Here is a 22,115-nt window from a genome sequence, read left to right on the forward strand (position 1 = left end):
GTTTTTTTACTTGTTTTTATCAACGAAAGAATAATGCACTAACCCACTTAAGTTCTCTTCCTTCCAATCATTAACAATGGCCTTTTTAATTGCATTCGCAAATACTTCAGCTGCCATAGGAGGAAATGCATTACCAACTTGTTTACATTGTTGTCCATGATTTCCTAAAAATTCAATTGAATCAGGAAATGTTTGAATTCTTGCAGCCTCTCTTACCGTAAGCTGTCTATCAAGCCACGGATGTATAGGGAACGCACTATGCCCAGGAACAAGAGTGTGGCTGGGTTGATTTCGGTCTAATCTAAATAACACCTTGCTAAAGCTCTTTATAAGCTTGCCAGTTCTACTGTATTTTAAATGTTCGGGTAAATCATCAGGATTTATTTTACACCCTTCGGTTATATAAGAAAATCGCTCAACAACTTCTGGTGAATGATTCATTGGAATGTGATTTTTAAATTTGGTTTGTGACTTATCTGTTTCTAACCCTGTTATTACTTGATTTATGCTCCTATACGGTTTTTCCCAATCTTCAGGTTTTGAATAAAATTTAGGTTTAGGCCATGGTATAATATTACCAGTTCTGTTAGCTAGAAAAATGAAACGTTTTCTTTTTTGTGGCACTCCATAATCAGCTGTATTAATGATTTTGTAATCATAATTGTTGTAACCTAATTCTTTTACTCTTTCTATAAAATTCTCTAGGAAATACCCATCTGCTAAGTTGATTAAACCAGCGACATTCTCCATCATTAGCCATTTAGGATTAAATTCCTCTACGTATTTTAAGTAGGTAAATATTAAATCATTTCTTATGTCATCATGTGGATTGTGCGATTGTGATTTCACAAACCTTCGTTTGCCAAACATTGAAAAACCTTGACATGGTGGACCACCTACAATAACATCAATTTCCTTATTTCCCACAACATTTTTTACATTCTCAAAAATTGATTCATTAGATAAATCACCTTCAATAAAAGGTACGTTTTTGTGGTTGTGTCTGAAAGTCTTTGCAACACCTGGATCAAAGTCTGCACTAAGCACATGTTGATATCCAGCTTGTTCGTATCCTATCCCAATTCCGCCTGCTCCAGAGAATAAATCAATGAAGCTAAGTTTGTTTTCGGATTTATTAATTACATTTTTTTCAATCAAACTATTTCTTTTTAACAGTAAATTCTCTTCTGAACCGTTGTAATTTTTATCCAAGATATGTTTTTTAAGTTCTCTTGCAATATGAGCACCCATTAAAGGAGGTACGGCATTTCCAACTAGAATACACTGTTCTTTTCGTGCTCCTGTAAAAATGTGTGAATCAGGAAAAGTTTGAATTCTAGCTGCTTCTCTTGGTGTTAAACTTCTATCCAAAGTAGGATGAACGGGAAAGGCATTGTTACCAGGAACCATAGTAGGAGCTAATTCCTTTCTATGTAGTCTGACATATGTATTTCCAAAGTTTTTACGTCTAATTTCAATTGGCAATTCTTCTGGTGGGGGAAGTTTGCCTCCCTCAGGGATAAGTTTATATCGCTTTAGAACTATTTCTCCATGTGTAAGTGCTAAATGATTAGGGAATTTTTCATCTTTTTTAATTAAATCACCGATAGCTTCCTGAACATTCTTTTTCGCTTTTAAAATGCCAATAGAATCATTGCTTTGTGGTGGGTACTTGAAAAGCTTATTTACCTTAGTCCCCACAATTATCACACGCTCTCTTTTTTGCGGAACACCATAATCCTTAGAATTCAAAACTTTTAGATATATATCATATCCAATTTTTGAAAAACTGTTAGCAACCATGTTTAAATATCTTCCTTTGAACATAGATTTAATCCCCTTTACATTTTCAAAAACAAAACATTTAGGCTCTAAATCGTCAACAAGGCGAGAGTAAGCTTCAAATAATACATTTCTTGGATCTGCCGAATTTTTATCGCCCATTACAGAAAAGCCTTGACAAGGAGGCCCTCCAATAATTACATCTGGCTTAACACCATTTGTACTTTCCAATATATCATGTGAGGTCAGAGTTGTAATGTCTTTACATATAAATGGAATATCTGGATAATTTAAATTCATTGTGTTTTCACTTTCCTTCCATATATCAGAAGCTCCTATAATTTCAAACCCAGCTTCTTTGAAACCAATATCTAAACCTCCTCCTCCAGTGAAAAGGCCATATACTTTTAATTTTTCATTCATGTTCAACTAGTAGTTCTTTTACACTGATGTTTAATATCTCAGCGATTTCATATAAACACTCAATACTTGGTTGTCTTCTATTTTGAACATATGAGTTTACCATATTGTAGCTCTTACCCAACTGTTCAGCTAACCAAATTTGCTTAATACCTTTTTCTTCTAAAACCTCTTTTATTCGGTTCATTTTTTTGAATTGTTTAATTCAGCGTACAAAATAGGAATAATAATTTATCATCTCATTACATGAGTACTAAAGTTATCATTTCATAAAAGTGAGAGGTAAAAAAAGGAACCTACAAAACAGTAGGCATATAGAATATTTGGTAGTAGCCTTGGAGTTCGTTTTACAAATCCTTGCTAATGGGTTTTTATTCCAATACACCTTCAAAAACACCGACAACTTTAAATGATGATAAATCTTCATCTTCTAGTATTATATTTTCATAAGTATTATCTGTTGATAAAGGTTTTAAAATAATGGATTGGTGTTTCCAACCATTCTCATCTTCATATTTTTTACTTTCATATTCTTTAACGGTATAACAAGAACCGAAATCCAAATCATGAATATTGGTATGTTCAACCAAAACTATTTGCCCATTCCTAGAACCGCCAGAGTATTTTCTAAATAAACAGTAAGTCCCATTTGGGATTACTTTATTCATAGACTCCCCAACTACCTGGCACGCAAATAAGTCTTTACTAGGTTTAATTTTATCAGGAATATTAAGCCAATTTACCTCTTCAACTTGTTGTATTTCACCAAAGTTTCCAGCGGCAACTTGAAGATCATATAGTGGAATGGCATTTTCAAACGGTTTTATATTTTCCGTTTTGAATACGATTTTTGTTATAGGCTGTTCAGATTTATAGTTCGGGATAAAAGTTTTAAAATATTCCCTCAATAAAGGATCGCAGACATAAACATAGGTGCCTTTAATCCCCCTAAGCATAATTGTTTTATAAATGTTTATAATAAAAGCTTTTAGTTCCTTGGGGTCTTTAATGGATTGTTTGCCATTTTTATCAAAGTAGTTTTCCTCATTAACAATGATTTCTTTTGTCTCAGGATCAAATGATATTTCGTTTCCGAATATTATTCCTGAATAGTTAAGATCATACCCTTGCGTAGTATGTATACATCCCACTTCGTTTATAGACCCTTCTGAATTTATCCAATCATTGGCTGTTCCGTTCCACTTTAGTTGTACATCGTCTATTTTAATGTCAAAAGCATCTTTATCTTTATTTGATATCCAAGCCCAAGAATAACCAGCAATAAGTCGTGAAAGTCCACTTTCTTTATCCCGTAATTTTATTTGTTCTATCATTGTTTCTAGCGAATCGAACAATGTAAACTCATACTCCTTTGAATTGAATTTTGGAGCTTCTTCCCTTAATCTTGTGTGTAACAGAGCGTCTATATAATCTACGTAGGCATTTCCTCCTTTTACTCGAAACTGAGACTTTAACTTAAGTATAGAAGTTTGCTTATTTTCTTTGAGGAGGTCAAAATCCTCTTTTTTAGCATCCGATGGCTTAATTGATTGCCCTTCATCATAGAATAAAACGGTATTCTTAGACTGCATTATAACCCAATCTAATTCACTTGAATTGTGTTTGTCTAAATTCAATGCCAGACAAGCTTTGTCATAAGCTCCAAAATAGGCACCTAGATTTACCCTACGTCTTAATCTATGGGATTCATCCACAACAAGCAGGTCATATTTTTCTTTACTCACCTGTGCTGGACCAATAACCATACTTGCACTTAATCCTTTAATATTTTTAAAGACTTTTTTTAGGGTAGTTCTAAATGAAGACATAGGTACCACCAATGCCATTTTAGGATTGGGAAGAACCTTTTTTATTTGGTCTACCAAATCAATAAAAACCTTTTCTTCTGTACCAAATTCATTAAAACTAAAATCCTCTAGTTCACTAGACAGCATTTTAAAAAGAAAAATTGCTAAAATTGTCTTCCCTGTCCCAGCTCCTCCTTCTACAATGATATTGTCATTTTTACCAGTTACTAGACTCTGCAAAATTTGAAGAAGGCCTTGACTTTGTTCTTTCGTTAAGCTTTTATAGGGTGAATACTTAAATAGGTCAGAGTTATCAATGTGTTCAATAGAATGTTTAGAGATACCTTCTGCCCGAAGTTGATTCCAAATTGTATTAAATATATCCCAATAGACTTCTTTCTTTTGATAATAATTATGATTCGCCAGACCAAGATTTCCGTTTAACAGCTTGAACATATTATCTCCTGACATGTATTTTATCAGGTTGGATTCTATATCTAGAGTAGCTGACTTATTGAATTTTTCACTAGTGATTAAATGAACAGATGTAAGGATACTTTTAGTCTTGTGCTTTAAATGAGTGCCCATTCTAGAATAGGCGTCCGTGGTTTCACCAATATAAGCTGTTTTGGTTTCACCATCACTCAGGATATATACTAGCGGCCAAAGGTCTTTGGCAAAATGATTATTGCTGAAATTTTCAAATAGACTATTTTCAAAATCATAATGATTTACTGTTACTTGCGTTGAAATCATTAAAGCTCTGTATATTTTTTAGCGGTTCCTTTTGCTTTTTCTACTGGGTATTTTTCTCCATTTTTTTTAATTTTTTCCAATAGAATTTCTTTAACATCAAATCCATATTTTTCCGCTAAAAGGAAAGCATAAGCGAGTACATCTGCCAATTCTTCTTTTACTTTTTCTTTGCCCGCTTCTTCAGAAGATTTCCATAAGAAATTTTCTAAAAGTTCGCCTGCTTCAATATTAAGAGCAACGGCAAGGTCTTTCGGATTGTGAAACTGTTCCCAATCCCTTTCGTTTCTGAATTTAATTAGGGCATCTGTTAATTCTTTTATGTCACTCATAAATTATTCTAAATGATACACATCACATTTGAGTATGGCAGATGCGCTATTAAGCAACTAATTTAGCAAATAAAAACAAACCTGCCTACCAGTAGATTGACAGAAAATCTACAAATCCCAAAGCGTCGGCTTTGTTCGATTTTTTATCTTTCCGAAATTCTTACTTTATTCGAACAAGCTTTGGCGGTCCGCCCCCTTGCAAATGACTTTCGGGATAACTCAGTTCCCAAATTTCTCCTTGGCTGCCTTGATATTTAATTGTCCAACCATCTGCACTAGATTCAATTTCAAGCAACTCATTTTTAATCATTGCTGCTATGAGTTTACAATTGGCATCAGTAATTACTTCACCATTTATAAACTCCCATTTCCCTATGATTTCTTTAATTTTCATCAGTGATTTCTAAGTGTACGCTTGTATTATTTCCATGCTTCTTTCGGATACCCTAAGATAACCTATTCTTAAACATTACAAATACTCAACCTCCTCCACCCCCTCAAACGCCACAGCCCTACAAAAGACAGCGAAGGTTTTTGTCTAGCAACTAATTTCCAAGGCCCGTATTTGAACGAAATGATTTAAAAGTCCAGCTAAAATTATGGAATTTGGGAAATAGGAAACATGGTACGTCCGTCTTTGGCAAGTCTAGAATGAATGCCATTTGCTATTATTCCTATAATTTCAATATCTTTGAGCCTATACAAAACCAATCACAAATGCAACGTATCATTAGTCTATTATGTATCCTTATTACCTTCTCCCTTTCTGCACAAAAGAACAAAAAGAATGATTCCAATAAAGAGAAGGCTACATGGGATGTTTCTGCTCCTGGAAAAGATTTTAATTACAAGACACATTCCTTCACCACTACTGAAGGCACTTGGATGAATCTAGATGTAAGTCCAGATGGCAAAACCATTGTCTTTGATATGCTTGGCGATATTTATAGCATGCCTATTTCTGGTGGAAAAGCAAAAGTGATTCGTAGCGGAATTCCTTTTGAGGTTCAACCTCGCTTTAGTCCAGACGGAAAACACATCTCCTTTACTAGTGATGCCGGGGGTGGCGATAATATTTGGGTTATGAATACGGATGGCTCTAATGCCAAGCAAGTGACTAAAGAAACCTTTAGACTACTCAATAATGCCGTATGGACGGCAGATGGGGATTACCTCATTGCTAGAAAACACTTTACATCTGGCAGGAGCCTTGGCGCTGGTGAGATGTGGCAATACCATAAAACTGGCGGTAGTGGCTTACAATTAACAAAGCGTAAAAACGACCAACAAGATGTAAACGAACCATTTACGTCCTTAGATGGGACCTATTTATATTATTCTGAAGATGTATATCCTGGCGGAAGTTTTGAGTACAACAAGGATCCCAACAGTCAGATCTATGTCATAAAGCGTTACGATTTTGAAGATGGAAAAACGGAAACCATTACGGGTGGCCCTGGTGGCGCTGCACGCCCTACCCTATCTCCAGATGGTAAAAAATTGGCCTTTATTAAACGCGTTAGAGAAAAATCAGTCCTATACATTCATACTATAGAGACGGGTGAAGAATTCCCTGTGTACGACAAATTAAGCAAAGACCAACAAGAAGCTTGGGCAATTTTTGGGGTGTATCCTAATTTTAATTGGATGCCTAACAACCAAGATATTGTAATTTGGAGTGAAGGGAAAATAAAGAAGATTAATACGGAATCGCTTCAAGTGGCTAACATCCCTTTTGAAGTTGACGTAAACATTGATTTAGCCGAAATAGTACATACGGCAACACCTATTGAACGTGATAATTTTACAGCAAAAGTCATCCGCGATTTAAAAACATCGCCTAACGGAAAAACCGTTGTATTTAGTGCCTTGGGTCATCTCTATAAAATGGAACTACCCAATGGTACCCCAACGAGATTAACTACGAACCCAGACTTTGAATTTGAACCTTCATTTTCTGCTAACGGAAAGGAAATTATCTACGTAAGCTGGAATGATATTGAAAAAGGAGCCATTTATAAAATTAGCAGTACGGGTGGTGCGGCTACCAAAATTTCGTCAGAAAAAGGAATTTACAGAACCCCTAGGTATAGTAATGACGGCTCTAAAATCGTTTTCCGAAAAGAAGGTGGCAACAGTGACCAAGGAAACTCGTTCACCAAAGGTGCTGGAATTTATACAATGTCTTTAACCGGCCAACATAGTACTAAAGTGACTACCGAAGGCGAAAACCCTAGATTTAGCATGGATGACAAACGCATCTTCCTACAAACGGGAGGCACGTATTTTGGCAACCTCACCAAAAAATTGATTAGTGTAAATTTAAATGGAAATGATGTGCGTGAGCATGTGATTTCAAAATATGCCAATTACATTGTTCCAAGTCCAGATAATAAATGGGTGGCTTTTTCAAACTTGCACAAAGTGTATATTGCACCATTGGTCATGAACGGACTAGCCTTAACCATTGATGGGAACAGCAAAGCGATTCCTGTACAACAAATTGCAAAGGATGCTGGCGTAAACATACACTGGAGTGCAGATAGCCAAAAGGTAATGTGGACATTGGGCGATGAATATTTTAGTAATAGCCTGAATGAGAAATTTACCTTCTTGGATGGTGGTCCAGATGAGGCAACGAAAATGCCAGAAAACGGCAGCAAAATAAGCTTATCATCTAAGGTTGATAAATCGAATGGAAGAATTGCTTTTACAAACGCTCGTATTATAACCATGAACGGTGACCAAGTGATAGAAAATGGAACCATAGTCATTAATGGTGACGAGATTGAAGCCATTGGCGAGGCTTCAAAAATTAAGGTACCTAGCGATGCCAAAACCTATAATGCCACTGGAAAAACAATTATGCCGGGCTTCGTAGATGCCCATGCGCACATCGGTGCTTTTCGTACGGGTTTACCAGCACAAGCCAACTGGCAGTTTATGGTAAATCTAGCGTTTGGGGTGACCACGGCTCATGACCCTTCAGCCAATACGGAAACCGTTTTTACCTTATCTGAACTTCAAAAAAGTGGACAACTCATAGGCCCACGACTCTACTCTACTGGTTTTATCCTTTATGGCGCCGATGGTGATTTTAAAGCCGTCATTAATACTATTGATGATGCAAGAAGCAGTATAAGACGTACAAAGGCATTTGGTGCAAAGAGCGTAAAGAGTTACAATCAACCACGTCGTGAGCAACGTCAACAAGTATTGCAAGCCGCTCGTGAACAAGGTATTAATGTGGTTCCAGAAGGTGGTTCTACATTCTTTGCAAACCTTTCTATGGTTATTGATGGCCATACTGGCGTTGAACATAACATTCCTGTAGCACCTGTTTATAAGGATGTGTTGGAAATTTGGGGGAAAAGTGGCTCGGGTTATACACCAACACTTATCGTTAATTATGGAGGTTTAAATGGGGAGTATTTTTACTACCAACGTGATAATGTGTGGGAAAACGAAAAGCTACTCAATTTTACACCAAGAGGTATTGTAGACAGTCGTTCTAGACATCGCACCATGGTTCCTTTAAAAGAATATGAAAACGGACATGTCCTAGTCTCAAAAACGGCTAAGGACTTAAGCGATGCTGGTGTTAAAGTAAATATGGGTGCACATGGACAGTTACAAGGTTTAGGTGCACATTGGGAAACTTGGATGCTTGCTGCCGGTGGTATGACAAATCTTGAAGCATTACAAGCGGCAACCATTAACGGTGCAAATTATATTGGTGCAGGACAGGATATTGGTTCACTTGAAAAAGGAAAATTAGCTGATTTAATTGTCTTAGATAAAAATCCTTTAGAAGCTATTGAAAACACACAGTATATCACTTATGTGATGGCAAATGGTAGGCTTTACGATGCTGAAACCTTGAATGAAATAGGAAATCGTTCAAAAGAAAAACCAAAATTATATTGGGAAGCACATGGCTATAACCAAAGTTTTGAATGGCATGAAGAGACACAGAGTTTTATGCATGGTGGTTGCACACATTAAATTATATCCATTTCTTAAGTGATAAACACCATATAGTACAGCCTACAAGGAGTGGTCTACGATATGGAATTCGTTCTGTGTAAACAGTAGCAATGCACATAATTTAGAACGCCCTAGCAAGGTAAAGAGGGTTTAAAGAAACTGATGGGGGAAAATTGGATCAATAGCTGATTAAAGGAATTAATATGTGATCTCTACGGCATCATAATCCACCCGCTCCATTGCGTTTGTACAAATCCTTACTTATGGGGTAGGTTTGCAAAAGCTCATCCGGCAGATCATCATCCATGACGTTTTGGATAGCATGCCTAAATGACCGCACGGAACCATTTAAGTTTGGACTCTTTTCATGTTTGTTTGAAGACACTTCATTTTTTTTGTTTAAAAAAAATACCATACACAAACTATTAGTTTGTATATTTAACATAATATAAACTTTGTTGAATTGTTTCAGTTTAATAAAAGCCAAAAATAGAAACTAATAGTTTGGGAAAAGAACAAAAAATAAACCAATTGCTAAGCGCTCAACCTTCAGGAGCTGTGTATTTGAGCTCGTGGCTAACAGAAAATGGTTTTTCTACGCAATTGTTAAATCGCTATAAAAAGAGTAATTGGCTCTATTCCTTAGGCACTGGGGCTTGGATGCGCGTGGGAGAAAACCCAACATATGAAGGTGCCATATACGCTTTGCAACAACAGGCTGAATCAAGTGTCCATATAGGAGGAAAAACAGCTTTATCTTTACTAGGAAAAGCACATTACTTGGAACTATCCACACAACAAATCATATTGTTTGGAGGCCATAAAGAAAAACTACCCGCCTGGTTTACGGCATACAATTGGAAGGTAAAAATAAATTACTTTAGCTCATCATTTCTACCTGCCAAATCTGGATTACAGACTTTGGAGCAGCGCAACTTTAGCTTACAAATATCTAATCCCATAAGAGCCCTATTAGAATGCTTATACCTAGCACCTAAGAAGCAAAAACTTGTAGAGTGCTATGAAATAATGGAAGGGCTTAATAATCTTAGGCCAAAACATGTGCAAGACCTTTTAGAGCAATGTACCTCTATAAAAGTGAAACGACTTTTTTTATATATGGCAGAAAAAGTAAATCACGATTGGTTTACGTACATAGATGTAGCAAAAATAGATATCGGAAAAGGAAAACGTTCTCTAGTAAAAGATGGCGTTTACATCGCGGCATACGGAATCACTGTTCCAAAAGCATTAGCAGAATATGAATAGTTATAAAAATCAAGTTGCACTATTATTACAAGTATTACCAGAGGTGGCAAAAGAAAAATGTTTCGCCCTACACGGAGGTACAGCCATTAACTTGTTTATCCGGGATATGCCTAGGTTATCCGTTGATATTGATTTAACCTACATTCCAATAGAAGACAGAGGTACGTCTCTTAGCAAAATAATTGCAGCTTTGGAGAATATTAAAGTGAATCTTGCTAAAATTTTGCCAGGTGTAAAAATCACACTACAGGAAAAGGTTTTAAAACTACAGCTTACTACAGCCAAAGCACAGATAAAATTGGAAGTAAGTCAAATAAACAGAGGCATACTAGATGAACTTGTCGTGTTACCATTGTGTGAGAAAGCTCAAGAAGAATTTGATGCATTTTGTGCAATTTCAGTAGTGCCTATGGGTCAACTATATGGCGGTAAAATTTGTGCTGCCCTTGACCGTCAACATCCGAGAGATTTATTTGATGTAAAAGACCTATTAGAGAACGAAGGGTTCACAGATGAAATAAAGAAAGGATTTCTACTGCTTCTGTTGAGCAGCAATAGACCTATAAACGAGATGTTGCAACCCAACTTAATTGACCAAAGAGAAGTACTAGCCAATCAGTTTAAAGGTATGAGCTCTGAACCTTTTACCTACAAAGACTTTGAAAAAACTAGGGCAACATTGATTACCACTATACAGCAAAGTTTAACGGCTAAAGACGAGGAGTTTTTAATAAGTTTTAGCAACTTAACCCCTAATTGGAGTATGTATGATTTTCAACGATTTCCAGCCGTACAATGGAAATTGCAGAACCTCACAAAACTTAAGGCGAACAATTTAGAGAAGTTTAACACATATCATATCGCCTTAAAAAAACTGCTGGAATACGAATAATACCTTTATTACAAAAAAAACTTTATATAAGAAACCACGAGCAAACCCATACTCAAAACATTACCAATACGCTATCTCCACTTCCTTATAATCCACCCGCCTAATAATATCGGGCCTATCCCCCGCTCCATTGCGTTTGTACAAATCTTTGCTAATGGGATAGGTTTGCAAAAGCTCATCCGGCAGATCATCATCCATAACGTTTTGTACATCACTTTCGGTTAGCGTATCGTCTAACCAAACGTCTATATCGTCATCTTGCAATATCACCGGGCGTCGGAACTTTTTATTGTGAATCTTCGCAAATAAGGGTGTTGCCTCCTTGGTAAGGATGCTAAAGGTGACCATCTTATCTTTGGTCACCGCATAAATGCCCGCTAAATTTATAGGCGTTTCATTCTTCCGCTGAAAATAGAAAGGCACCTTAAAATCCTTCCCATTTTTCTGGGCCGTATGGGGTTCGTAAAAGCCGTCTACAGGAACAATACACCTTCTGGTCAACGCACTGCTTTTGTAGTTGTTGGAGTCGAACAATTTTTCAGATCTAGCATTTAATCCTGAACCGTATTTTATGGTTTTTGCATAATATGCCTTGGCATTGGCGCCCAGCTCATAGGGCGGAATAAGTCCCCAGTGCACCGGAATCATATTCCTTTTTTTCTCTTGGGGAATAATCCATAGCGTAGGATGTGCAAAGCCGTTGGCGTAATTGTAGGTGAGTTCCACATTGGCAGCCAACCCACCACGGATGGCCGTTATCTTATAATGGTTCTCTAATTCTTTTGCTTTTTTAACAACTCGGGTACCGTAACACATGCTGTATGCTTTAGGGGAATCAAGATACTCATTTTTTAAAATACCCATGAGTACAAATGTTAATGTTGACAATTAAATGGCGCTAGCGCTCCATGCTGTTCAATTATAAATTACATTTGGAAATAATCCATAAGCTAGGATATTATCCCAATGAAAACAGAAGCCATCATCCATTTCGATTTAGACACTTTTTTTGTGTCTTGCGAGCGACTCATAGACTCCAAGCTGCTAAAGCGTCCGCTTTTGGTAGGCGGCACGGGAGACCGAGGGGTTGTGGCCGCTTGCAGCTACGAAACTAGGAAATTTGGAATACATTCTGGCATGTCTATGAAATTAGCGCGACAATTATGTCCGGAGGCAACCGTTATTAGAGGTAATTCTAGCACCTATACCAAGCACTCCCAAACGGTTACCGAAATTATCAAGGAACGGGTGCCTGTTTTTGAAAAAGCGAGTATTGATGAGTTTTATGCCGACTTAACAGGAATGGATAAATTTTTTGGCACCTATAAGTTTGCCACCGAATTGCGAAATACTATTATTAAGGAAACCGGCTTGCCCATTTCCTTTGGCCTATCGTCTAACAAAATAGTCTCCAAAGTAGCAACCGGTGAAGCCAAACCCAACAACCAAATGCGGGTAGATTACGGTTTGGAAAAACAATTTCTAGCCCCGCTTTCCATTCAGAAAATACCATCGGTAGGCACAAAAACCTACCAGACCTTGCGCAATCTAGGGATTACCAAGGTAAAAATTGTACAGGACATGCCCGTAGAAATGATGGTTAGCGCCCTAGGAAAACACGGGCAAACCATTTGGAAACGCGCCAACGGCATAGACCGTCCGCCCTTGGTGCCTTTCCACGAACGCAAATCTATTTCTACAGAACGCACCTATACCAAAGACACTATAAATATGGTGCAATTGCGCACCACCATCACCGCAATGGCCGAGAATTTAGCTTACCAATTGCGGCGGGCCGATAAACTTACCGCCTGTGTTTCGGTAAAACTGCGCTATTCCGATTTTCAGACCTATTCCAAGCAACTAAAAATACCCTATACCAGTGCAGACCATATTCTTATTCCCACCATTATAGAATTGTTTGAACGCTTGTACAACCGCCGTTTACTCATCCGATTGGTAGGCGTAAAATTCAGCGATATTGTTACGGGCAACTACCAAATAAACCTGTTTGACGATACCGAAGAAATGCTGAGTCTCTACGATGCTATGGATCATATTCGCAAAAAATACGGCGAAAAAAGTGTGATGCGCGCCACCGCTATGGGCGCAAAAACCATAGGGCGTTTTCACAATCCGTTTAGTGGGGAACCCCCCATAGTCTTAGCCCATAGAAAACAGTAATGTATCTCAACTGTCACTCATACTACTCCTTGCGTTTTGGCACATTTTCAGAAGTCACCCTTTTGCAAATGGCCAAGGACTATGGGGTGTCTTGTTTGGCATTGACGGATATCAACAATACCTCAGCCTGTTTAAATTTTATTCGGAAGGCCGAAGAGCTCCATATAAAACCCATTGTGGGAATCGATTTTAGAAAGGGAGCCGAACAATTGTACGTAGGCCTCGCCAAAAGCAATGAAGGTTTTCAGGCATTGAATGAATTTTTATCGCACCACTCGCACAAGGCTCTAGCCTTACCGCCAGAAGCCCCAGCACTCGCAGCTACTTTTATCATCTACCCTTTTGAAAAGGTCTTACAGCTTGAAAAAACCGAATTTAGAGTAGACGAATTTATCGGTATCTCTATAGAAGACCTAAAGCGATTGCCTTTTTCCAAATACAAACGGTTCCAAGACAAGCTCGTCATTCAACAGCCAGTCACTTTCCGGAACAAAAGAGATTTTAATGCACACCGACTCTTACGCGCCATTGCCAACAACACCCTTTTAAGCAAGCTACAGCAAACAGAACAAGGTCGACCTTCGGAACAGATGCTCCCCCTAGCCGATTTGCTAGAAACCTATAAGGACTTTCCCAACATTATAAAAAACACCGAAAACCTCATGGCGCAATGCCAGATCAGTTTTGGTTTTGGTGAAAGTAGGATCTCGCAGAATCAGCAAGTTTTTGGTGAATCTAAAGCAACCGATTATGACTATCTAAAACAACTTTGTGAGGCTGGACTCCCCAAACGATACACCACCATCACCAAGGCGGTTAGTGACCGATTGGCAGTGGAATTGAAGACCATTAAAGAAATGGATTTTGTGTCCTATTTTTTAATCAACCATGAGATTGTAAGCTATGCCAACTCCAAAGGGTATTTGCATGTGGGGCGTGGTAGTGGCGCCAATAGTATTGTGGCCTATATTATTGGGATTACCGATGTAGACCCTATAGAGCTAGATCTGTATTTTGAACGTTTTATTAATCCCTACCGCGTTTCTCCGCCCGATTTTGATATCGATTTTAGCTGGAAAGACCGGGAAGATGTAACCGCTCATATTTTTAAACGCTTTAAAAATACCGCCCTCTTGGCTACCTACAACACCTTTAAATACAGGGCTGTTGTACGGGAATTGGGCAAGGTTTTTGGCCTGCCAAAAGAAGAAATAGACAAGCTGTGTAAGGGGCATTTTTCCATGAACGAAATCGATGAAATGGGGAAACTGGTCTTAAAATACTGTGCGCTCATCAAAGGTTTTCCAAACTATATTAGTGTGCATTCTGCCGGGATTTTAATCTTAGACAAACCCATACATTATTACTCGGCCACAGACTTACCGCCCAAAGGTTTTCCTACAGTACAGTTTGATATGATCATCGCCGAAGATGTGGGTGTTTTTAAGTTTGATATTTTAGGGCAGCGGGGCTTGGCAAAAATTAAAGAAGCCATAGACATTATCAAAGAAAACAGGCCCGAACTCCCAGAAATTGATATCACTCAGGTTGAAAAATTTAAAAGGGACAAAAACATCAATGCACTCCTAAGCAAGGGCAAGGCCATAGGTGCTTACTATGTAGAATCGCCTGCTATGCGAGGATTGATGTGCAAGCTAGGCGTAAACGATTATTTGGGTTTGGTAGCAGCCAGTTCTGTGATTCGCCCTGGGGTATCGAGCTCTGGAATGAAAAACGAATATATTAAACGCCATAGAGAACCCAGTCGACGCAAGCAGGCCAATCCTATTTTAGCACAGATTATGCCCGAAACCTATGGGATTATGGTGTACCAAGAAGATGTGTTAAAAGTCGCCAATCAGTTTGCGGATTTGGATCTAGGAGAAGCCGATGTTTTGCGTAGGGGCATGAGTGGCAAATTCAGGTCGCGCGAAGAATTTACACGCGTAGAAGAGAAGTTTAAAGCCAATTGCAAGGCCAAAGGGCATTCCGATGCCTTAACCACCGAGGTTTGGGAGCAAATAGCAAGTTTTGCCGGCTATGCCTTTGCCAAAGGACATTCAGCTTCCTATGCCGTAGAGAGCTACCAGAGCATGTACTTAAAATGCTACTACCCCTTAGAGTTTATGGTGGCCGTTCTTAATAATGGTGGCGGATTTTACAGTGCAGAACACTATATACACGAAGCCCGTATGTGGGGCGCAACCATACACCCGCCTTGTATTAATTTAAGCGATCACCACAATACCATTAAAGGGAAACACATCTATTTGGGTTTTGGCTATCTAAAAAACCTAGAGCATTTGGTGGTGCAACGGCTGTTAACAGAACGGCAATTGTATGGGGCTTTTACGTCTTTTGATGATTTTATAGATCGGGTTATTATTAGCATTGAACAACTTTCTATCCTTATCCGGATTGGAGCTTTTGCCTTTACAGGCATCCCCAAAAACAAATTGCATTGGCAGGCTATTTTTAAATTGAATGCCAAAAAAAGGCAGTCCAACCACCCCAGTCTGTTTGCGACAAAGCACAAGCATTTTATTCTCCCCGAATTGGAACATTCCTGGTTAGAAGATGCCTATGACCAACTGGAATTATTGGGGTTTCCGCTCTACAGTTATTTTGATCTCATAGCTGAAAAAATGGAGAGTACTACTATGGCTGTAGATATGCCTGTGTATCTACACAAAGAAATTTTACTGTATGGGATTTTGGTGAACACCCGCTTTAATACCACCAAGAACAATAAAAACATGCGGTTTAGCACTTTTATAGATAAATCTGGCGATTATTTTGATGTGGTACACTTTACCAAGGTGGTTGATAAATACCCCATTCGCGGTATAGGGGTTTATGCCTGTTATGGCAGGGTTACCGAAGAGTTTGGACATTATAGTTTGGATGCCATTTGGACTAAAAAAATAGCCTTGCAGTCGGATCCAAGAGCTTCGGAGAGGCCTACTTTTAAGAGTTTGAAGGTGTAAAAAACCGCCATATCCTTAATAAAATCAACCAGTGAATAATCCTATAGGGTAAATAGATTGTTTAGAGCAAAAAAAAATTACTATATTAGTTAAGGAAAATTATTTCTGAGTAAAAAATCAAAGTAAATTTGCTTGGAGTTTTAGATTGTTTTTGACAACATAAAAAATCGACGTTGTTTATTTAATATCTCACAACATATTTTGAAACAAACCAGATTAATAAATACTTTTAACTAACCAATTAAAAACGCAGTAGTATGTATTCTCAGATATATTTAGTAGACGATGAGGAGATAGTGAATTTTATTCACCGTGTTAGCCTCAAAGAACTAGGGGTAGATGACAAAGCAATTAATTTCACCAATCCAGAAAAGGCTTTGGACCATGTGCGTTATCGCATTGCAACAACCGAACCTATTTTAATACTACTAGACATCCATATGCCAGAAATGACAGGTTTTGAGTTCTTAGAATTTATGGTGCTCGAGGATTTCTCTACAAACATTGATGTCGCCATAGTGACCTCTTCTGTGTCTGAAGCAGATAAGGCCCTAGCCAAGGAGTTCTCACAATTTGTAAAAGGTTTTGTTAGCAAACCTATCAATGCCGATCAGATGCGAGAACTTATAGGAGAGTCGGTATCTAATAAGTTTTTCCTATAAGTGTATATGCACTTGAGATAGGCTAGCATTGGAGATATGGCCGTATGATCGGGAACTAAGGTTTGTACAAAATGTACTAAGGCTCCTAGTCTGTTCCTTTTTTAAAATTGCTTCAAGAAAAGAAGAACCGTATTTTAAAAGGGCAGCAACGGTTCGCTACCTCAAATCTAAAACAGAATGTTCGTTTTAGCCCCCGGAAAAACAGGATACAACAAACCAAAAACGGCTCCAAAACAACTGTTTCTAATCCGTCATGACAACCGCAACTATAAGGTTTAGCGCTGCACCTAAAATCCCTAGTATTTGTAAAGCATTAAAACAATACTGTACTACCCCTATAAATCCACCAATTATTTAATACCAACTTTCTTAAAAGTTTAAGAATTTATCTTCCATAGCATAGCTTTTACTTCATTACTGATTTCTACTTTTTAAGCTCCCTTCTACCCATTACGCACTGTAATCCGTATGCTCCCTATATAGTTTGGCAGGAAACCCTATATTAGCATATGAAACCTTCTGCTTTGCGCACCCTAACCCTATATATTACCGGCAGTTTTAAGGAACTGTTGCAGTTTGTGGAAAGCACCAATTTTTCTAGAGCCTTTTTGGTAGGTATTGCAGTTACCTTACCCATTGTGGCTGGCCTATTACTGGGATACCTTGAAGCTGGACTAGCACTCTGTTTCGGGGCCTTTTGGAGTTCACCCAGTGATGTTAGCGGTAGTTTCCGACACAAAAATATAGGCATTCTTATTTCTGCCGCCTTGGCTATGGTAGTCAGTTTTATAGGAGGTTATCTGCATTACGAAGCATGGTTAACCCTTCCTGTATTGGGGGTTCTCAGCTTTGGAATTGCCTTTATTTCTGTATATGGCTTTCGGGCTTCGCTAATCAGTTTTTCTGGTCTTTTGGCTTTGGTACTAAGTTTCGCCTTTGATCCGGAAGCACTGGAAATTTATCAATATGCGTTGTTAGTTGGTCTCGGCGGACTATGGTATTTGCTCTTGACTAAAATTTGGCATCATATTAATCCGAAGGCAGAGACCGAAGAGTTTTTATCGCTTACCTATGTGCTTACGGCCGATTTTATAAAAACGAGAGGAAAATTGATTGACCCTCATGAAGACCGTGAAAAACTACAGTCCAAACTACAACAACTCCAAAGCGATCTTACTGAAAATCACAAGACCTTAAGAGAAATTTTAATTCTTTCCAGAAGGACTTCTGGTTGGTCTAATTATCAAGACAAACGCTTGCTGGTATTTGTGCAATTGATAGAAATGATGGAAACAGCAATTGCCAATCCCGTGAACTACGATCGAATGGATAGGCTCTTTCATGACCATCCACAGTCCCTAATAGTATTCCAACAACTTATTTTTAAAATGGCCCACCAATTGCAGGTCATTTCCGAAGTGGGCAACAACAAAAAAGGGCTCCCTAAAAACGATTCCTTAAGGCAATGTTTTAAAGCGGTGAATCTGGAAATAACCAAGTTGGGTAAGACCCTAGGTAACGAGGAGTATCTCATGCTTCAAAATTTCCTGGAATACCAAGAAAAGCAGTTCAAAAAACTAAAAAGAATAAAATGGTTGTTGGGTAATCCTAGTACCGCAGAAATTGATTTTATTGATAGGAAAGCTGCCAAGCGCTTTCTGGTTACCCAAGATTATGACCCCGTGCTCCTATGGCGAAACTTTAGTTTTAAGTCCACCATCTTTAGACACTCTTTACGGCTGGCCGTTACCATAATGATTGGTTATGCCTTGGGTTCAATTTTTCCCTTTCAAAATCCATATTGGATTTTGTTGACTATTATCGTGATTATGAGACCTAGCTACGGACTCACAAAAAGTCGCGCAAAAGACCGTATGAACGGGACACTTATAGGTGGCGTAATAGCCACTGCTTTGGTTTTCCTTATACGGGAGCCAATAATTTATGGAGCCATGGGTATTGTTTCGTTGATCTTTGCTCTTTCATTGGTCCAAAAAAACTACAAGGCATCGGCGGCCTTTGTTACCCTGAGTGTCATCTTTATTTTCGCTATTCTTGAGCCCGATGTGCTTAGTGTCATAAAATTTCGCGTCCTAGACACCCTAGTTGGAGCCGGACTCTCCTATGTGGCTATGCTGTGGTTATGGCCTACTTGGGAATTCGTTGAAATTAATGAAAGTATCGCAAAAAGTGTAAAAGCCAATGCCAATTTTCTTCATAAAATTGCTACCTATTATCAGCAGAAGGGAAAAATACCTACCTCTTACCATATTGCTCGTAAGCAAGCATTTTTAGAAACTTCCAATCTCAACTCGGCCTTTCAGCGTATGGCACAAGAACCCAAATCCAAACAAAATGCCATGGATACCCATTATGAGCTGGTTGTTCTAAATCATAATTTTTTGGCGTCATTGGCATCCATAAGTACCTATATACAGCATCATAAAACCTCGGAAGCCTCGGAGACCTTTACTATTGTCATTGGAAAAATAGAACAAAATATGGCGTTAGTACTGCAATGCTTGCATGATAACGAATGTAAGAATGCAGAGCAGTTTTTGGTAAAAAAACCCCTTTTTGATGACCAACTACCCCCCTACTATTCTTTAGAAATTACAAATCTGGCTTCCAAAGACAAGGAAACCATACGTGATCTGCAAGAAGCCCATTTGGTTTGGGAGCAATTGCAATGGCTGTTCTCGCTAAGCCGTAAAATGCTTCAACTGGCCGTAGCGCTGAAGCGCGATTAGATAACAATCGTATTTCAGTATCGGTTTTGAATATTGATCTGATAAAATTTTAGTGGACAATCTATAACCAAAAATAGTATATTTAAGGAAAATACAGGGTATTACCTTCTACACAAACTCCCCTTGTAACCCGTAAAAATCTCAATTCCCATTTGCTTCCATTGGTACTATTCACAGGGATTAAATCCCGAATTAAACCAGATCAATACCATTTTCTTCCTGTCTTCCCTATTTCATTTAGAACTTAGCCTAAATAAATATTCAACAAGTTATTTATTGCTTGGTCTCGGCGCCCATTTATTATAAGGTGTCATATCAAAGCTATTTACGTCTTCCATAGTTAAACCCAATGCTTTAGCTACACCTTGACCATATTCTGGATCGGCTTTATAGCAGTTTCTTATATGACGAATCTGAATAAATTTTTCTGCACCACCCACCTGTGCCGCTGTATTATTAAATAATAAATCGGCTTTGCCATCGGCTTTAATAATGCGAAATAAATCCCCAGGTTGTGTATAGTAATCTTCATCATCATCCCTAAAGTTGTGTGCATAAGCAGAACCATCCAATTCCAAAGGCGGTTCTTTGGCATCTGGCTGTTCTTGCCATTCACCGTAGCTGTTTGGCTCGTAATGAAGGGTACCTCCATGATTGCCATCTACGCGCATTGTTCCATCTCTATGATTGGAATGATAAGGACAAGTTGGCTTGTTTACTGGAATTTGATAATGATTTACCCCCAGCCTATACCGTTGCGCATCACCATAAGAAAACAGACGTCCTTGAAGCATTTTGTCTGGAGAAAAGCCAATGCCAGGAACTACATTTGTAGGATTAAAAGCAGCCTGCTCTACATCTTGGAAATAATTTTCTGGATTTCTATTCAATTCAAACTCCCCCACTGGAATAAGCGGAAAATCTTTTTTAGACCATACCTTCGTCAAATCAAACGGGTGAAAGCGATAGGTCTTTGCTTGTTCCTCTGTCATCACCTGAATATACATTTTCCATTTCGGGAAATCTTTTTGTTCAATAGCATCAAAAAGGTCTCTTTGTGATGATTCTCTATCCATCCCAACTATTTTCTTAGCCGCCTCATCCGATAAATTTTCAATACCCTGTTGGGTTACAAAATGAAACTTCACCCAATGCCTTACATTATCTTTGTTGAGAAGGCTATAGGTATGACTTCCAAAACCGTGCATGTGTCTGTATCCTTTGGGAATTCCACGATCACTCATGGTAATGGTAACCTGATGCAAGGACTCTGGGAGCAGGGTCCAAAAATCCCAATTGTTATTCGCACTTCTTAGGTTGGTTTTTGGGTCTCGTTTTACAGCCCTATTTAAGTCTGGAAACTTCATAGGGTCGCGAAAGAAAAATACAGGAGTGTTATTCCCTACCAGATCCCAAATTCCTTCTTCCGTATAAAACTTTAGTGCAAAACCTCTAATATCTCTTTCCGCATCTGCCGCACCTCGTTCTCCGGCTACGGTAGAAAAACGGCTAAACATCTCCGTTTTTTTCCCGATCTCGCTAAAAATTTTGGCTTTGGTATAGGCTGTAATGTCATGTGTTAACCTAAAAGTTCCAAAAGCCCCTGAGCCTTTGGCGTGCATTCTTCTTTCTGGAATCACCTCTCGGTCAAAATTTGCCATTTTTTCGAGAAACCATGCATCTTGCATTAACATAGGACCACGTGGACCTGCAGTTTGTACATTCTGATTATCTGGAACGGGTGCCCCGGTCTGTCTTGTGAGTTTTGATTTTTTTTCTTCCATTTCACTTCGGTTTTAAAAGCATTTATTTCATGCTATAAGATACACTATTTTCGTGACTCCATAAACGGCTTACCTTTTATTTTAACAGCAGTTTAACCCTAACTAACCCCAGGATTAACGTATCAAAAAGCTGTTTTCAGGGCACTCTTTATAAAACAGGTATATAGTACATTCATTTGTGTATAATGGTAAGCGGAAGACGCTAAATACCAGTGCGTCTCGTTTGTTTATGATGCAATATTTATACTAAGACAAGATAGTCAATTTAGGAATACCTATAGCAATACCATTTTTAAAGACAGCCCAAGAAGATGTTGGGGAGAAGCTTAAAGTTTAACAAACCAAGAGCAGGCATTGCGATCCTCTGTATGGCCGTATTAGCAACAATAAATAAATTATTATCTAAATACCCAGAGCTAAGCCATACCCAAAATTCCGCTCTGCCTTGGTTACAGGTAACTACTATAATCTATTGCATACTTTTCTGCTAAGGAGTATTCCCATA

Annotated in this window: 15 protein-coding genes; 7 read left to right on the forward strand and 8 right to left on the reverse strand. The window is 38.4% G+C overall.

Annotated features, from left to right (window positions below; all coding sequences use genetic code 11):
* Window positions 1–6: 6 nt before the first annotated feature.
* The 5 genes from MWU65_RS08730 to MWU65_RS08750 all read right to left on the reverse strand — a co-directional run bounded on the left by MWU65_RS08730 (window position 7) and on the right by MWU65_RS08750 (window position 5,489).
* Entirely contained in the window at window positions 7–2,205 is a 2,199-nt protein-coding gene (locus MWU65_RS08730; RefSeq protein WP_247077059.1) for a DNA cytosine methyltransferase, read from the reverse strand.
* A complete protein-coding gene (locus MWU65_RS08735; RefSeq protein ID WP_188599600.1) occupies window positions 2,198–2,389 on the reverse strand; it encodes a helix-turn-helix transcriptional regulator in 192 nt (63 codons plus the stop codon). Before MWU65_RS08735 ends, MWU65_RS08730 begins: the two co-directional genes overlap by 8 nt.
* Window positions 2,390–2,573: 184 nt before the next feature.
* A complete protein-coding gene (locus tag MWU65_RS08740) occupies window positions 2,574–4,766 on the reverse strand; it encodes a DNA/RNA helicase domain-containing protein (protein ID WP_247077060.1) in 2,193 nt (730 codons plus the stop codon).
* Window positions 4,766–5,095 carry a nucleotide pyrophosphohydrolase gene (locus MWU65_RS08745; protein ID WP_247077061.1) on the reverse strand — a complete coding sequence of 110 codons (330 nt, stop codon included), beginning with the start codon at window positions 5,093–5,095 and terminating at the stop codon, window positions 4,766–4,768. The genes MWU65_RS08740 and MWU65_RS08745 overlap by 1 nt, the downstream gene beginning before the upstream one ends.
* 160 nt (window positions 5,096–5,255) lie before the next feature.
* Window positions 5,256–5,489 carry an Imm27 family immunity protein gene (locus MWU65_RS08750; protein WP_247077062.1) on the reverse strand — a complete coding sequence of 78 codons (234 nt, stop codon included), beginning with the start codon at window positions 5,487–5,489 and terminating at the stop codon, window positions 5,256–5,258.
* A gap of 323 nt (window positions 5,490–5,812) precedes the next feature.
* Here MWU65_RS08750 and MWU65_RS08755 point away from each other — a divergent pair, with 323 nt between their 5' ends.
* Window positions 5,813–9,100, forward strand: coding sequence for an amidohydrolase family protein (locus MWU65_RS08755; protein ID WP_247077064.1), 3,288 nt, complete (start codon window positions 5,813–5,815; stop codon window positions 9,098–9,100).
* A gap of 202 nt (window positions 9,101–9,302) precedes the next feature.
* On the opposite strand, the gene MWU65_RS08760 is transcribed toward MWU65_RS08755, so the two are convergent.
* Entirely contained in the window at window positions 9,303–9,497 is a 195-nt protein-coding gene (locus tag MWU65_RS08760; protein ID WP_247077066.1) for a hypothetical protein, read from the reverse strand.
* An 89-nt stretch (window positions 9,498–9,586) separates the two neighbouring features.
* Between MWU65_RS08760 and MWU65_RS08765 the strand changes: the two genes are divergently transcribed.
* Together MWU65_RS08765 and MWU65_RS08770 are read left to right on the forward strand one after the other, a co-directional pair.
* On the forward strand, window positions 9,587–10,351 hold the full coding sequence (locus tag MWU65_RS08765) for a type IV toxin-antitoxin system AbiEi family antitoxin (protein WP_247077068.1): 765 nt from the start codon (window positions 9,587–9,589) through the stop codon (window positions 10,349–10,351).
* Window positions 10,344–11,243 (forward strand): nucleotidyl transferase AbiEii/AbiGii toxin family protein, encoded by a 900-nt coding sequence (locus MWU65_RS08770; RefSeq protein WP_247077071.1) that lies wholly within the window; start codon window positions 10,344–10,346, stop codon window positions 11,241–11,243. The genes MWU65_RS08765 and MWU65_RS08770 overlap by 8 nt, the downstream gene beginning before the upstream one ends.
* Window positions 11,244–11,303: 60 nt before the next feature.
* On the opposite strand, the gene MWU65_RS08775 is transcribed toward MWU65_RS08770, so the two are convergent.
* Window positions 11,304–12,107: an SOS response-associated peptidase family protein gene (locus MWU65_RS08775; RefSeq protein WP_247077073.1), complete on the reverse strand. Its 804-nt coding sequence runs from the start codon at window positions 12,105–12,107 to the stop codon at window positions 11,304–11,306.
* A gap of 102 nt (window positions 12,108–12,209) precedes the next feature.
* Here MWU65_RS08775 and dinB point away from each other — a divergent pair, with 102 nt between their 5' ends.
* The 4 genes from dinB to MWU65_RS08795 all read left to right on the forward strand — a co-directional run bounded on the left by dinB (window position 12,210) and on the right by MWU65_RS08795 (window position 19,826).
* Window positions 12,210–13,427 (forward strand): DNA polymerase IV, encoded by a 1,218-nt coding sequence (gene dinB / locus MWU65_RS08780; protein ID WP_247077075.1) that lies wholly within the window; start codon window positions 12,210–12,212, stop codon window positions 13,425–13,427.
* The gene (gene dnaE / locus MWU65_RS08785) at window positions 13,427–16,414 is read left to right on the forward strand and encodes a DNA polymerase III subunit alpha (protein WP_247077078.1); all 2,988 of its coding nucleotides are present in this window, start codon (window positions 13,427–13,429) and stop codon (window positions 16,412–16,414) included. Before dinB ends, dnaE begins: the two co-directional genes overlap by 1 nt.
* A gap of 257 nt (window positions 16,415–16,671) precedes the next feature.
* The gene (locus MWU65_RS08790; RefSeq protein ID WP_247077080.1) at window positions 16,672–17,076 is read left to right on the forward strand and encodes a response regulator; all 405 of its coding nucleotides are present in this window, start codon (window positions 16,672–16,674) and stop codon (window positions 17,074–17,076) included.
* A gap of 509 nt (window positions 17,077–17,585) precedes the next feature.
* Window positions 17,586–19,826, forward strand: coding sequence for an FUSC family membrane protein (locus tag MWU65_RS08795; RefSeq protein ID WP_247077082.1), 2,241 nt, complete (start codon window positions 17,586–17,588; stop codon window positions 19,824–19,826).
* Between the two features lie 269 nt (window positions 19,827–20,095).
* Here the strand turns inward: MWU65_RS08795 and MWU65_RS08800 are convergent, their stop codons facing one another.
* Window positions 20,096–21,610, reverse strand: coding sequence for a catalase (locus MWU65_RS08800; protein WP_247077084.1), 1,515 nt, complete (start codon window positions 21,608–21,610; stop codon window positions 20,096–20,098).
* Window positions 21,611–22,115 lie beyond the last annotated feature (505 nt).

Origin of the sequence: Cellulophaga sp. F20128 (genome assembly GCF_023015805.1) — a bacterium.
Taxonomy (GTDB): Bacteria; Bacteroidota; Bacteroidia; order Flavobacteriales; family Flavobacteriaceae; genus Cellulophaga.

Excerpts from the sequence above, each read along its gene's own strand:
- MWU65_RS08730 (WP_247077059.1), bottom strand. The coding sequence starts at position 2,205 with ATGAATGAAAAATTAAAAGTATATGGCCTTTTCACTGGAGGAGGAGGT.
- MWU65_RS08735 (WP_188599600.1), bottom strand. The coding sequence starts at position 2,389 with ATGAACCGAATAAAAGAGGTTTTAGAAGAAAAAGGTATTAAGCAAATT.
- MWU65_RS08740 (WP_247077060.1), bottom strand. The coding sequence starts at position 4,766 with ATGATTTCAACGCAAGTAACAGTAAATCATTATGATTTTGAAAATAGT.
- MWU65_RS08745 (WP_247077061.1), bottom strand. The coding sequence starts at position 5,095 with ATGAGTGACATAAAAGAATTAACAGATGCCCTAATTAAATTCAGAAAC.
- MWU65_RS08750 (WP_247077062.1), bottom strand. The coding sequence starts at position 5,489 with ATGAAAATTAAAGAAATCATAGGGAAATGGGAGTTTATAAATGGTGAA.
- MWU65_RS08755 (WP_247077064.1), top strand. The coding sequence starts at position 5,813 with ATGCAACGTATCATTAGTCTATTATGTATCCTTATTACCTTCTCCCTT.
- MWU65_RS08760 (WP_247077066.1), bottom strand. The coding sequence starts at position 9,497 with ATGGTATTTTTTTTAAACAAAAAAAATGAAGTGTCTTCAAACAAACAT.
- MWU65_RS08770 (WP_247077071.1), top strand. The coding sequence starts at position 10,344 with ATGAATAGTTATAAAAATCAAGTTGCACTATTATTACAAGTATTACCA.
- MWU65_RS08775 (WP_247077073.1), bottom strand. The coding sequence starts at position 12,107 with ATGGGTATTTTAAAAAATGAGTATCTTGATTCCCCTAAAGCATACAGC.
- dinB (WP_247077075.1), top strand. The coding sequence starts at position 12,210 with ATGAAAACAGAAGCCATCATCCATTTCGATTTAGACACTTTTTTTGTG.
- dnaE (WP_247077078.1), top strand. The coding sequence starts at position 13,427 with ATGTATCTCAACTGTCACTCATACTACTCCTTGCGTTTTGGCACATTT.
- MWU65_RS08790 (WP_247077080.1), top strand. The coding sequence starts at position 16,672 with ATGTATTCTCAGATATATTTAGTAGACGATGAGGAGATAGTGAATTTT.
- MWU65_RS08795 (WP_247077082.1), top strand. The coding sequence starts at position 17,586 with ATGAAACCTTCTGCTTTGCGCACCCTAACCCTATATATTACCGGCAGT.
- MWU65_RS08800 (WP_247077084.1), bottom strand. The coding sequence starts at position 21,610 with ATGGAAGAAAAAAAATCAAAACTCACAAGACAGACCGGGGCACCCGTT.